The 16793-nt window shown below is 45.1% G+C and carries 2 protein-coding genes; both read left to right on the top strand.

Going from position 1 to position 16793, the window contains the following annotated elements:
- Positions 1-34: 34 nt before the first annotated feature.
- Entirely contained in the window at positions 35-16465 is a 16431-nt protein-coding gene (locus R2R28_RS28520) for a Calx-beta domain-containing protein (RefSeq protein WP_410479207.1), read from the top strand.
- A 58-nt stretch (positions 16466-16523) separates the two neighbouring features.
- The coding region (locus tag R2R28_RS28515; protein WP_316829063.1) for a type IX secretion system membrane protein PorP/SprF at positions 16524-16793 on the top strand (270 nt) is incomplete at its 3' end.

Genomic DNA, 16793 nt, shown 5'->3' with positions numbered 1-16793 from the left:
TGCAACTGCTACGGTTAATATTGCCGATGATGATGTGGCAACGATCACTGTTGCTACAACAGATGGCGCTGAACCGAATACCAATGGTTCGTTCGTGTTTACCATGAGCAAAGCGAGTGCTACCAATACGGTTATCACTTATACTGTTGGTGGTACTGCTACCAATGGCACAGATTATACAACCATTCCTACTACCGCTACTATTTTGGCTGGTCAGACTACCGTTACCGTTCCGGTTACCGTAACCAACGACCAGATCGTAGAAGGTAACGAAACAGTATTGTTAACTTTCACCGCTGCGACCAACAACCCGAGCATTACGGTAACCCCTGCAACTGCTACGGTAAATATTGCCGATGATGATGTGGCAACAGTTAGCATCTCTGCTACACCGAGCAGTTATGATGAAGCTGCCGGTAATGCAACATTTACTGTTACTTTAAGTGCAGCAGTACAAAATGCATTTACGGTTGATTACACTACTGTGGATGGTACTGCGAAAGCCGGATCAGATTATACCGCTAAAAACGGAACCTTAACTTTCCCTGCAGGTTCTGCAGCAGGTTCAATCTTAACTTTTACCGTTCCGATTATTAACGATAATGTAGTAGAGCCAACGGAGACTTTCTCTGCAACATTGAGCAATGTAACCGGTGGATTTGGCTTGGTGACTATCGGAACCGGTAATGCAACTGCAACTATTACCGATAACGATACTTCTATCGCCACCATCACTTCCGGAACACCAGGAAACGAGAACGGTCCTGTAAACGGAACATTCACGGTTACTTTAAGTAATCCATCATCAACTGATACACAGATTACCTACAGCTTAGCCGGAAGTGCTACTGAAGGCAGTGATTATTCTACCATTACTACCAAAACCATTACCATTGCTGCTGGTCAAACTACCGGCACCATTACCATTCCGGTATTGGCAGATGCCATAGTAGAAGGAACCGAAACGGTTATTGCGAACCTGGTTTCAAGCAATAGTCCGCTGGTAACCATTACCACAGCACCTGCTGATAAAACGGCAACCATCAACATCCTCGATAACAACACGGCTACGGTTAGCATTTCTGCTACGCCAGCCAGCGTTAACGAAGGAGATGGAACAGCAAAATTTACGGTAACCTTAAGCACTGCTGTTCAAAATGCATTCAGTGTTAATTATACTACAAGCAACGGAACAGCTATCGCAGGTGCTGATTATACCGCCACAAGCGGAACCTTAAACTTCCCTGCAAATTCTCCGGCCGGTGCTACCTTAACATTTACCGTTCCGATTATTGATGACAATACGGTTGAGCCGAGTGAAACCTTCAACGGAACATTAACCGGCATAACCGGAGGATTAGTAACCATTGCAACAAATAGTGCTGCAGTAACCATTATCGATAACGATGCTTCTGTAGCCAGTATTGCCCCAGGTGTTAACGGTAACGAAACAGGTCCTGTTCAGGGAACTTTTGTTGTAACATTGAGCAAACCGGCTTCAACAGATACGCAGCTTACTTATACATTAGGCGGAAGCGCAACCGAAGGAAGCGATTATACCACTATTGTAACTAAAACCATTACCATCCCAGCCGGAGAAACTACCGGAACCATCACCATTAATGTATTGCAGGATGCGATTGCAGAGAATACTGAAACGGTAATTGCTACTTTAGCTACTTCGGGCAATGCGGTAACCGTAAATACTACACCGGCGAGCATCAATATTATTGATGCCAATACCTCGAGTGTAAGTATTTCTACCACGCCTACAGTTAGCGAGGCTAATGGTACGGCAACTTTTACCGTAACCTTAAGCAATGCCATTCAAAATGCATTCAGCGTAAATTATGCAACAGCTAATGGTACTGCTATTGCAGGATCGGATTATACCACGACCAGCGGAACATTAAACTTCCCTGCCAATTCTCCTGCCGGTACCATCTTAACCTTTACCGTTCCGATTATAAACGATAATATTGCTGAACCGAACGAAACCTTTACTGCTACCTTAAGTGGCATTACCGGTAATGTAGTCGTGATCAGCAATGCTACAGCGACAGCAACTATTTTAGATAACGATGCCGCAACAGTATCAATCGCCGCCGGAACACCTGGTAGCGAAAACGGTCCGGTTAACGGAACATTTACTGTTACTTTAAGTAATCCATCATCAACTGATACACAGATTACTTATACTTTAGGTGGAACCGCAACCGAAGGAAGCGATTATTCTACCATCGTTACCAAAACCATCACCATCCCGGCTGGTCAAACTACCGGAACCATTACCATTCCGGTATTAACCGATAATATTGTTGAAGGAACAGAAACTGTAGTGGCAACACTGGTTTCTACCAATAGCCTTTTGGTAACGGTAACCCCAATACCTGCCAATAAAACAGCAAGCATTAACATTACCGATAATACCACCGCTACAGTAACGGTATTGGCTACCACCGATGGAGCAGAGCCCAATACGCAGGGCTTGTTCACTTTCACATTAAGTAATGTATCTACAACCGATACGCAGATTACTTATACCGTAAGCGGAACCGCAACCGGCGGAACAGATTATACTTCAATCGGTACAACGGTAACCATCCCGGCCGGACAAACTACTGCAACTGTACCGGTTCTGGTGCAGGATGATACTTTTGCCGAGCCAATGGAAACGGTGATTTTGACCATGGCTGCTGCCACCAATAATCCGGCAATTACGGCAAACACCACACCTGCAACCGTAAACATTGCCGATAACGATAATGCAACCGTAGCGGTTAACAGTATTTCGGTTGTAGAAAATGCAGGTAATGCAACCTTTACCGTAACCTTAACCGGTAACGTTCAGGATGCATTTACCGTAAATTATAGCACAACAAACGGAACGGCATTAGCTGGTTCTGATTATACGGCAACAACAGGCAGCGTAACTTTCCCGGCAGGATCGCTTAGCGGTGCAACACAAACCTTCAGCATTCCGGTTATAAATGATAACATTGCCGAATTAACCGAGACATTTACCGTTAAATTAAACAGCGTAAGTACCGGATCGGTAGTAACCATCCCTGCGGGAGGTGCAACGGGAACAGCAACCATTACCGACGATGATGCTGCAAGTGTGGCCATTAACAGTGTTTCTGCTTTAGAAAGCGCTGGCAATATGAGCTTCACCGTAACCTTAACAGGAAACATACAGGATGCACTATCTGTCAATTATGCAACTTCTGATAATACAGCGATTGCAGGATCAGACTATACCGCTAAAACAGGTGTAGTTACTTTCCCTGCCGGATCTGTTTCGGGAGCAACGCAAACCATTCTGATCCCGGTTACGGATGATAACGTTACCGAAGGGCCTGAAAGTTTTAAAGTAACCTTAAGCAATGCAACGGCTCCGCTTACCATTACACAGGCAGAAGGTATCGGAACCATTATTGATAACGACCCTGCAACGGTGAGCATTTCTGCTACACCAACAAGTGTAAACGAAGCAGCGGGTAATGCAACGTTTACGGTAACCTTAAGTAATGCGGTACAGGCAGGCTTTAGTGTTAATTATACCACATCAAACGGAACAGCTACTGCTGGCAGCGATTATACCGCTACAAGCGGAACATTAAATTTCCCGGCTGGTTCTGCCGCTGGTGCAACTTTAACCTTTACCGTTCCGATTATTAATGATAATGTAGTTGAACCAAATGAAACTTTTAACGCAACCATTAGTAATGTAAGCGGTACTTTGGTAGGTATTGCAACCAATACCGCTACGGTAACCATTACCGATAATGATACCTCGGTTGCTACCATTACCCCGGGAACCCCAGGAAATGAAAATGGCCCGGTTAATGGAACCTTTACCATAACCTTAAGTAATCCATCATCAACTGATACACAGATTACCTATACTTTGGGTGGAACGGCAACAGAAGGAAGTGATTATTCGACCATCGTTACCAAAATCATTACCATCCCGGCGGGTCAAACTACCGGCACCATCACTATTCCGGTATTAACCGATAATATTGTAGAGGGTACCGAAACGGTTATGGCTACTTTAAGCAGCGCCAACAACCCTGCTGTAACCGTAAGCAATACACCTGCAACGATCAACATTACCGACAATACCACTGCTACCGTAACTGTAGCCGGTACTGCCGATGGTGCTGAACCTAATACACCGGGTAAATTTACCTTCACCTTAAGCAATGTATCTACAACTGATACGCAGGTTACTTATACTTTAAGCGGTAGTGCCACCAGCGGTGCGGATTATACTTCGATTGGTACAACGGTAACCATCCCTGCAGGACAAACCACTATAACCGTAAGTGTACCGGTATTGGATGATAATATAGCAGAGGGTACCGAAAACGTAATCTTAACCATGACTGCCGCAACAAGCAATCCATCGGTTACGGCAAGTACAACACCTGCAAGCATTAATATTACCGATAACGATACATCAGTTGCCACCATTACGGCTGGTACGCCAGGAAACGAAAATGGTCCGGTTAACGGAACATTTACCGTAACCTTAAGCAATCCATCTTCACAACCTACCACCATTACTTATACTTTGGGTGGAACGGCAACTGAAGGAAGCGATTACTCGACCATTGTTACCAAAACCATTACCATCCCGGCTGGTCAAACCACCGGAACGATTACCATTCCGGTATTAAGCGATGCGGTAGTAGAAGGTACCGAGAAGGTAATTGCTACATTGGCTACCTCGGGCAATCCACTGGTAACCGTAAGCAATACACCGGCAAGCATCGATATTCTTGATAACAACACGGCAACGGTGAGCATTTCTGCAACACCAACCAGCGTTAACGAGGCAGCTGGAACAGCAACCTTCACCGTAACTTTAAGTGCAGCAGTTCAAAATGCATTTACGGTTGATTATGCAACAGCTAACGGAACAGCAACAGCCGGATTAGATTATACGGCAACAAACGGAACCCTAACTTTCCCTGCAGGATCTGCAGCTGGTGCAATATTAACCTTTACCGTTCCAATCAATAACGATAACCTGGTTGAGGCAAGCGAAACTTTCAATGCAACCATTAGCAACGTCAATAATAATTTGGTAACCATTGGCACTGCTACGGCTACTGTAACCATTATTGATAACGATACTTCGGTTGCCAGCATTGCTCCTGGACTAAACGGAAACGAAACAGGTCCGGTAAATGGAACATTTATTGTAACCTTAAGTAATCCATCGGCTACCGATACGCAGCTAACCTATACTTTAGGTGGTACGGCTACCGAAGGAAGTGATTACTCAACCATCGTAACCAAAACGATCACCATTCCTGCTGGTGAAACCACCGGAACGATTACCATTCCGGTATTAACCGATGCCATTACCGAAAGTCCTGAAACCGTTATTGCTACATTGGGTACTTCTAACAACCCAGCGATAACGACGAATACAACACCTGCAACCATCAATATCCTTGATGCCAATACCGCAAGTGTAAGCATTTCGACTACGCCAACAGTTGATGAAGGTGCTGGAACGGCTACCTTTACGGTAACGCTGAATAATGCTGTTCAAGATGCATTTAGCGTTAATTATGCAACAGCAAACGGAACTGCAACGGCAGGATTAGATTATACCGCAACCAATGGAATATTAAACTTCCCTGCAAATGCTGCAGCGGGAGCTACATTAACTTTCACCGTTCCGATTATTGATGATAACCTGGCCGAGCCATCTGAAACTTTTACTGCAACCTTGAGCGGTATTACCGGTGGGGTAGTGCTCATCAGCAATGCAACGGCAACGGCAACCATTGTTGATAATGATGCATCTGTAGCGACTATTGCAGCGGGTACACCTGGAAACGAAAACGGTCCGGTTAATGGAACATTTACCGTAACCTTAAGCAAACCATCATCAACTGATACGCAGATCACCTATACTTTGGGTGGTACAGCTACTGAGGGTAGTGATTATTCAAGCATTGTTACTAAAACCATTACCATTCCGGCTGGTCAAACCACCGGAACCATCACCATCCCGGTATTAACCGATAACCTGGTTGAAGGTAATGAAACGGTAATGGCTACTTTAACAGCTTCTGGTAATCCATTGGTAACGGTAAGCAATACACCTGCAAGTATCAATATTCTTGATAATACGACGGCAACCGTAACCGTGGCCGCAACAGCCGATGGGGCAGAGCCAACTACACCAGGTTTATTCACCTTTACGCTAAGCAATGTATCTACAACTGATACCCAGATTACTTATACGGTAACAGGTTCAGCAACCAGCGGATTGGATTATACTTCAATCGGTACAACGGTAACCATCCCTGCCGGACAAACTACGGCAACGGTAAGTGTACCGGTATTGGATGATAATATTGCTGAAGGGATAGAAACGGTTATTTTAACCATGACTGCTGCAACAAGCAATTCTTCAATTACTGCTGGTACCACGCCGGCAACCGTTAATATTACCGATAACGATACTTCGGTAGCGACCATTACGGCTGGTACACCGGGTAATGAAAACGGACCTGCAAACGGAACATTTACCGTAACGTTGAGCAATCCATCATCACAGCCAACTACCATTACCTATACATTAGGTGGTTCGGCAACAGAAGGAAGCGATTACTCAACCATCGTAACCAAAACCATTACCATCCCGGCCGGTCAAACCACCGGAACGATTATCATTCCGGTATTAGCCGATAATTTAGTTGAGGGTACTGAAACGGTAATGGCTACTTTAACCAGTTCGGGCAATCCATTGGTAAGTGTAAGCAATACACCTGCTACCATCAATATTGATGATAATACCACTGCAACAATAACTGTAGCGGCTACCACAAACGGGGCAGAGCCTGCAACACCGGGCTTGTTTACCTTTACGTTGAGCAACGTATCTACAACCGATACACAGGTTAGCTACACCGTAAGCGGCACAGCAACAAGCGGGGTAGATTATACTTCGATCGGTACAACGGTAACCATCCCGGCCGGACAAACTACTGTTACGGTTAGTGTACCGGTAATTGATGATAATATTGCTGAAGGAACAGAAATGGTGATCTTAACCATGACTCCTGCAACGAGTAACTCTTCAATTACGGCAAATACAACACCAGCCACGGTTAACATTACCGATAACGATACTTCGGTAGCGACCATTGCCGCCGGTACAGAGGGTAATGAAAACGGACCAGTAAACGGAACCTTTGTGGTAACCTTAAGTAATCCTTCTTCGCAACCAACTATCATTACTTATACCGTAGGCGGAACCGCAACCGAAGGAAGTGATTACCCGACCATTGTTACTAAAACAGTAACCATTCCGGCAGGACAAACCACTGCTACCATCACCATCCCGGTATTAACCGATAATTTGGTAGAAGGAACAGAAACCGTTGTGGTAACTTTGGGTACTACTAATAATCCATTGGTAAGCGTAAGCAATACACCTGCTTTTATTAATATTATTGATAATACCACTGCAACGGTAACAGTAACCGCAACGGCAAATGGAGCAGAGCCATCTACACCTGGTCAGTTTACCTTTACCCTAAGTAATGTATCTACAACTGATACGCAGATTACCTATTCGGTAAATGGAACAGCCACCAGCGGATTGGATTATACTTCGATCGGTACTACGGTAACCATCCCGGCCGGGCAAACTACTGCAACAGTGAGCGTGGCGGTATTAAACGATAATCTTGTTGAAGGAACAGAAATGGTAGTATTAACCATGGCTGCTGCAACAAGCAATCCTTCAATTACAGCAAATACCACACCTGCAACGGTTAATATTAGCGATAATGATACCGCAATTGCAACCATTGCGCCAGGTATAAGCGGTAACGAAAATGGTCCGGTTAACGGAACCTTCACGGTAACCTTAAGTAATCCGTCATCAACCGATACACAGATTACTTATACTGTTGGCGGAACTGCAACCGAAGGAAGTGATTACAGTCCGATTGTGAAAACCATTACCATCCCGGCTGGTCAAACCACCGGAACCATTACCATTCCGGTATTGGCAGATGCGGTAGTAGAAGGAACAGAAACGGTTTTAATTACTTTAGGCAGTACAAACAATCCTTTAATTAATGTAAACAATACGCCTGCAAGCATCAATATCCTGGATAACAGTACGGCTACGGTAAGCATTTCTACCACACCGGTAATTAATGAAAACGCAGGTACGGCAACCTTTACAGTAACTTTAAGCGCAGCAGTACAAAATGCATTTAGTGTTGATTATAAAACAATAGATGGAACGGCGACTGCGGGCTTAGATTATACCAATGCAACCGGAACATTAACGTTCCCTGCAAACTCTCCTGCAGGTGCAACCTTAACCTTCACTGTTCCGATTAACGACGATAACATTGTTGAGCCATCTGAAACCTTTAGTGCTACTTTAAGTAATGTAAGCAGCCTGTTGGTAAGCATTGCAACTGGTACGGCAACTGTTACCATTACTGATAACGATACAGCTGTAGCAAGCATAACACCGGGTACAAACGGTAACGAAGCTGGTCCGGTTAACGGAACCTATATTGTAACCTTAAGTAACCCGTCGGCTACCGATACACAGCTAAATTATACTTTAGGCGGTACCGCAACAGAAGGCAGCGATTACACCACAATAGTAACTAAAGTAATTACCATCCCTGCCGGCCAAACCACCGGGACGATTACCATCCCCGTTATTGCCGATGCGGTAGCAGAAAGTATAGAAACGGTAATTGCAACTTTAGGTACCTCAAATAATCCTGCGGTAAGTGTAAATACGAACCCGGCAAGCATCAATATTCTTGATGCCAATACCGCCAACGTAAGTATCTCGATTAATGCGGCAAGCGTAAGCGAAGCTGTGGGTACAGTTACTTTATCGGTTACCTTAAACGTGGCAGTTCAGAACAGTTTTACTGTTGATTATGCAACAGCAAACGGAACAGCCCTTGCAGGGCTAGATTATACTGCAACCAGCGGAACCTTAACCTTCCCTGCAAATTCGCCGGCAGGTACCGTACTTAATGTGGTCATCCCGATCATTGATGATAACCTGATCGAAAATTCAGAATCATTTACGGTGGGTTTAACCAATGTACAAGGTGCTGATGTGGCCATTGGCGCAAGTCCGGCAACGGTAACCATTGCCGATAACGACAGTGCTGTGGCAACCATCACTGCAGGTACCAACGCAAATGAAAATGGTTTGGTAAATGGTGTGTTTAACGTTACGTTAACCAACCCATCAGCTACACCAACTACCTTAACCTTTACCTTAACCGGTACAGCAACAGAAAGTGCCGATTATGGTGCGGTTACCAAAACCATCATCATCCCTGCTGGTACAACTACAGGAACCATCATCATTCCGGTAATGGCCGACGGGGTGGCAGAAGGTATTGAAACGGTAATTGCTACTTTAACTGCTTCCGGCAACCCGGTAATTACGGTGAATAACACACCTGCAAGCATCAACATCCTGGATGCAGATGTTGCAACGGTGAGTATCGCAACTACACCGGTAATTAACGAAAATGCCGGCACGGCCACCTTTACGGTTACCTTAAGCAACAATGTACAAAATAGCTTTAGCGTAAATTACGCAACGGCCAATGGTACAGCTACAGCAGGACTTGATTATACCGCAACCAGCGGAACCTTAACATTCCCTGCAAACGCTGTAGCTGGTACAAGCTTAACTTTCACCGTTCCAGTTAACGATGATAACCTGGTAGAACCATCCGAAACCTTTAGTGCTGCACTAAGCGGTATTACCGGTAATGTAGTTACCATTGGTACATCGCCTGCAACGGTAAGCATTACGGATAATGATACTTCGGTAGCCAGCATTACTGCAGGTACAAATGGTAACGAAAACGGTCCGGTAAATGGAACTTATACCGTAACCTTAAGTAATCCGTCATCAACTGATACGCAGATTACCTTTACTCTTGGTGGAACAGCAACCGAAAGCAGCGATTATACTACCATTACCAAAACTATTACCATCCCGGCTGGTCAAACTACCGGAACCATTATTATCCCGGTAATCAGCGATAATATTGTAGAGGGGAATGAAACCGTTATTGTTACCTTAACCGGAACCAATAACCCGGCGGTAACGGTTAACAATACGCCTGCAACCATTAATATTATCGATAACAATTCGGTAACGGCAAGTATCTCAGTGATTCAAACCAATGTTAACGAAGCAGCCGGCACCGCAACCTTTACCGTAACCTTGAGCGGAGCGGTACAGGATGCTTTCAGTGTAGATTATACTACTGCCGATGGCACGGCAAAAGCAGGATTGGATTATGTGGCAACCAGCGGAAAATTAAATTTCCCTGCAGGTTCAGCAGCAGGTGCAAGTTTAACCTTTACTGTTCCTATTATAGATGATAACATTGTTGAAGGAGATGAAACCTTTAGCGGGATCATCAGTAACGTATCTGGTAATTTGGTAACCATTGCAAATGGTACCGCTACGGTAACCATTACCGATAACGATTCGTCGGTAGCTACAATCACTGCAGGAACAAATGGTAGCGAGAACGGACCTGTAAACGGCACATTTACCGTAACCTTAAGCAATCCGGCTGCTACCGATACGCAGTTAACTTATACCCTGGCAGGAACAGCAACCGAGGGTAGCGATTACAGTAACATTGTAACCAAAACCATCACCATTCCTGCTGGTCAAACCACCGGAACAATCACTATTCCGGTATTAACCGATGCAATAGTAGAAGGTACAGAAACCATTATTGCTAAACTGGTAACTTCTGGTAATCCATTGGTAACCGTAAGCAATACGCCTGCAACCATTAACATTGCAGATAATACTGAAGCAATTGTAACGGTAGCTGCAACGGCAGATGGAGCAGAGCCTTCAACGCCTGGTCAGTTTACCTTTACCCTAAGTCATATATCCACAACCGATACACAGATTACCTATACTGTAAGTGGAACAGCAACCAGTGGAACGGATTACTCGCCAATTGGCAATACGGTAACCATCCCTGCCGGACAAAGCACTGCAACAGTATCGGTGCCGGTATTAAACGATAACATTGTAGAGGGAACCGAAACGGTAATTTTAACCATGAATGCCACTACCAATAATGGTTCGATCATTGCAAGCACTACGCCTGCAACGGTAAATATAACCGATAGTGGTTCTTCAATTGCTACGATAACTGCGGGTACAAACGGTAACGAAAACGGTCCGGTTAACGGCACATTTACCGTTACCTTAAACAATCCATCGGCTACCGATACACAGATTGCTTATACTTTAAGTGGAACAGCTACAGAAGGCAGTGATTATAGTCCGGTTGTAACCAAAACCATTACCATCCCGGCGGGTCAAACCACGGCAACCATCACCATTCCGGTATTGGCTGATGCCATAGTAGAGGGAGCAGAAACGGTAATTGCTACGCTTGTATCTTCAAGCAATCCACAGATTACCACCAGCAACGTTCCGGCAACCATTGCCATTGCCGATAACAATGTGGCTACAGTAAGCATTTCTACTGCTCCAACGGTTAACGAAGGAGATGGGACGGCTACATTTACCATCACCTTAAGCGCTGCTGTGCAGAATGCATTTACGGTTGCTTATACCACAAGCGATGGCACCGCAACAGCTGGCTTAGATTATACCGCAACAAGTGGAACCTTAACATTCCCTGCAGGTGCAGCAGCGGGTACAACCTTAACGTTCACTGTTCCGGTTATCGACGATAACATTATTGAAGGCAACCATACTTTTAGCGGCGTGATCAGTAGTGTAACCGGAAACCTGGTAACCATTGGTACCGGTACAGCAACCACTACCATTATTGATAACGATACATCGGTAGCTACGATTACTGCTGGTGTTGATGGTAACGAAAATGGTCCTGCAAACGGAACATTCATCGTAACCCTAAGCAATCCATCGGCTACCGATACACAGATTACCTATACTTTAGGTGGTACGGCAACAGAGGGTACTGATTATAGTGCGATTGTAACTAAAACAGTTATAGTTCCTGCTGGTCAAACCACTGCTACCATTACTATCCCTGTATTGAGCGATGCTGTTTTAGAAGGCCCGGAAACAGTAATTGCTACCTTAACCGCCTCTGGTAATCCAGCGGTAACGGTGAGCAACGTTCCTGCAACCATTAATATTGCCGATAACAATGCAGCCAGTGTAAGCATCTCAACTGCACCGACTGTTAACGAAGATGCAGGAACGGCAACTTTTACCGTTACCTTAAGTGCTGCGGTTCAAAATGCATTTACAGTTGATTATACTACCACCAACGGTACTGCAACTGCTGGTTTAGATTATACCGCAACCAATGGAACCTTAACATTCCCGGCCGGTTCTGCTGCGGGTGCAACCTTAACGTTTACCGTTCCGGTTATCGACGACAACATCGTTGAAACGAACGAAACATTTAATGGTGTAATCAGCAACGTATCTGGTAACCTGGTAACCATTGCCACAAACACGGCAACCACCACCATTATCGATAACGATGCTACAGTAGCGACCATTGCTGCGGGTACAAACGGTAACGAAAATGGTCCGGTTAATGGAACATTTACCGTAACCCTGAGCAAACCGTCGGCTACCGATACACAGATTACTTATACCTTAAGTGGTACGGCTACAGAGGGTAGCGACTACAGTACGATTGTAACCAAAACCATTACAATTCCTGCCGGTCAAACCACTGCTACCATTACCATTCCGGTATTGAGCGATGGAGTGGTAGAAGGTGTAGAAACCGTTATTGCAACTTTAAGCAGTTCGGCCAACCCTGCGGTAACCGTAAGTAACGTTCCGGCAAGCATCAACATCACCGATGGTACAACGGCAACAGTAACCGTAACTGCAACAGCCGATGGTGCCGAACCATCAACTTCTGGTGAGTTTACCTTTACCCTAAGTAATCCATCTACAACAGATACACAGATTACTTATACCGTAAGCGGAACAGCAACCAGCGGTGCTGATTATACCTCAATTGGTACAACCATTACCATCCCTGCCGGACAAACTTCGGTAACCCTTCCGGTTCCGGTACTTGATGACAACATCAGCGAAGGAAACGAAACGGTAATAATAACGATGAATGCAGCAACAAGCAATGCATTAATCACGGCAGGCACAACACCAGCTACAGTTAACATCACAGATAACCGTCCGCCTGTTGCAACTGCACCAGCGATTACCACCAATGAGGATACCCCGGTTAGCGGAACCATTACTGCGAGCGATCCTGATGGCAACCCGCTTGCTTACACGGTAACTACGCCACCGGCACATGGAACAGTGGTAGTAAATCCTGATGGTACTTATACTTATACCCCTGCACCGAACTACAACGGTACTGACACTTTCACGGTAACGGTAAGTGATGGTAAAGGTGGTACGGTTCCTGTAACCATTTCGGTAACCATTAATCCGGTAAATGATGCGCCTGTTGCAACGGCACCAGTCATCACTACCAATAAAAACACACCGGTTAACGGAACCATTACCGCAACTGATGCAGATGGCGATGCACTTACTTTCGCGGTAACTACACCACCGGCACATGGTACAGTGGTAGTGAATCCTGACGGAACATATACTTATACCCCGGCCAACAATTACAGTGGTACAGATGTGTTCACGGTAACGGTAAGCGATGGTAATGGCGGTAGCACAACGGTAACCATTAACGTCACTATTAATCCAACCAATGTTGCCCCGGTTGCAAGTGCTCCGGCCATTATTACCAATAAAAACACACCGGTTAACGGAACCATTACCGCAACCGATGCAGATGGCGATGCACTTACCTTCGCGGTAACTACGCCACCGGCACATGGTACAGTGGTAGTTAATCCTGACGGAACATATACTTATACCCCGGCCAACAATTACAGTGGTAAAGATGTATTCACGGTAACGGTGAGCGATGGTAATGGCGGTACCACAACGGTAACCATTAACGTCACTATTAATCCAACCAATGTTGCCCCGGTTGCAAGTGCTCCGGCCATTAGTACCAATAAAAACACACCGGTTAACGGAACCATTACCGCAACCGATGCAGATGGCGATGCACTTACCTTCGCGGTAACTACGCCACCGGCACATGGTACAGTGGTAGTTAATCCTGATGGAACCTATACTTATACCCCGGCCAACAATTACAGTGGTACAGATGTATTCACGGTAACGGTGAGCGATGGTAAAGGCGGAACAACTATAGTAAGTATTGACGTAACCGTTAATCCAACCAATGTGGCGCCATTTGCAAGTGCTCCGGCCATTACCACTAACGAGGATACGCCGGTTAATGGAAAAATTACGGCAACCGATGCAGATGGCGATGCACTTACCTTCGCGGTAACTACGCCACCGGCACATGGAACGGTAACTGTAAATCCCGATGGTACTTATACGTATACCCCTGCACTAAACTATAACGGCAACGATACCTTTACGGTAACCGTAAGTGATGGTAAAGGCGGTATTACAACCGTAACCATTTCGGTAAGCATTAATCCGGTGAACGATGCTCCGGTAGCTACTGCTCCGGCAATTACTACGCCGCAGAATACACCGGTTAACGGAACCATTACAGCAAGCGATGCAGATGGCGATGCACTTACCTTCGCGGTAACTACACCTCCTGCACATGGTACTGTAGTAGTTAATCCTGATGGTACTTATACTTATACGCCAACTGCGGGTTATGCAGGTAACGATACCTTCACCGTAACGGTAAGCGATGGTAAAGGCGGTGCCACAACAGTAACCATTCCGGTAAATGTAACATTGGTAGCAGTACCAGCCATGAGCTTAACCAAAGTAGCTACTAATAGCGTAAGCAAAGTGGGCGATGTGATCAATTATAACATCGTGGTAACCAATACAGGTAATGTAGCCTTAACCAATGTTAACGTAACCGATGCAGGTGCTGATTTAGGATCAATCACTCCGGCAGGTATAGCAAGCCTGTTACCAGGTGTTAGTGTAACCGTAACGGCTAAACACACCGTTACTTTAACCGAGGTGAACAATGGCTCATTCACCAACCAGGCATCCGCTACAGCGCAAACGCCGGGCGGTGGTACCATCAGCAAACAATCAGATGATCCGAATACACCTGCTGTTGGTGATGCAACCATAACGGTAATTGCTCCGGCATCTACCATTACCCTGGTTAAAACAGGTACGCTAAGTGCTGATGGAAATAGCATTACCTATAACTTCACAGTTAAAAACACAGGTAATGTAACCTTACACATCATTACTTTGGTTGATACTAAACTTGCATTGAACAGGTTGATACCAGGAACATTGGCTCCGGGTGCAAGCGTAACCGATAGTTATGTTTACCAGTTAACGCAGGCTGATAAAGATGCGGGCAGTGTAACCAATACGGCTAAAATCACTGGTCAAACACCTGCAAACGTATCAATAAGCGATATCTCTGGTACGGCCGAGAATAATGATACACCAACGGTAACATTGATTCCTAACGCAGGATCGATAGCCTTGGTTAAAACATCCGTATTTAATGGCAATAAAGTAACCTATACATTCACCATTAAGAATACAGGAACCATTACTTTAAACACCATTACCTTAACTGACGCCAAACTGGGCTTAAACAACAAGGTGATTACGGTTGCCGGCGGACTTGCCCCGGGTGCCACTACTACTGATGTTGAAGTATACACCCTAACACAGGCCGATAAGGATTTAGGTACAGTAATTAATACGGCGACTGTAAATGCCAAAACACTGGGTGGCGCAAACGTATCAGATGTTTCCGGTACAGCCGAAACGAATGATACACCTACGGTTACTACTTTCCCTAAATCGCCGCGTGCGGTTGATGATGCTGGTGGTACAGTGGCCAATAAACCAGTTGTAATTAATGTGCTGGCGAATGATGATCCGGGTAACTCAACCTTTGATAAATTAACGGTTGAAATTGTAAGCCAGCCTAAACATGGTACCGTAAAAGTAAATGCTGATGGTACAGTAACTTATACGCCAGATCCGGGTTATGTGGGTGATGATGTATTTACTTACCGCGTAAAAGACGCTTACGGATATTATACCAATGTAGCTTCGGTGAATTTAACCGCCAATTTCACAGGTATTACCATCCCTAACCTGTTTACGCCGAATGGCGATGGTATTAACGATACCTTCGAAATTATTGGTCTTAACCAATACCAGTCTAACGAACTGCAGATTATTAACAGATGGGGTAATGAAGTATTCCACGCCAAAGGTTACCAAAACAACTGGACAGGCGAGGGACTGAACGAAGGTACCTACTACTACTTGCTACGTGTTAAAAAAGCAAACAGCGATGAGTTAGAAGTGTACAAAGGTTACATTACATTGATTAGGGCGTTTAAAAAATAAGATAAAAGGCTTAGCTCAGCCTGGTTGTTAAAACCAGGCTGAGCTTTAAGATATTAAGATGATGAAGAAATTAATATTGTTAATAGCAGGTTCGTTTTTGTTGCTTTCGAGGCCGGCATCTGCACAACAAGACGCCCAGTACAGTCAGTACATGTTTAACGGGATTTATATCAATCCGGCTTACGCAGGTTATAAAGAAGTGCTTAACGTGCACAGCTTTTACCGCAGCCAGTGGACGGGTATTACCGGGGCACCAAGGAGCATGTCGCTTGCTGTAGATGCCATTGCAAACAGCGGTAACGTGGGGCTTGCGCTTCAGGTGGCCAGT

The sequence above is a fragment of the Pedobacter miscanthi genome (assembly GCF_032678605.1).
GTDB classification, from domain to species: domain Bacteria; phylum Bacteroidota; class Bacteroidia; order Sphingobacteriales; family Sphingobacteriaceae; genus Pedobacter; species Pedobacter miscanthi_A.
This window is presented reverse-complemented; position numbering and strand designations above follow the sequence as displayed.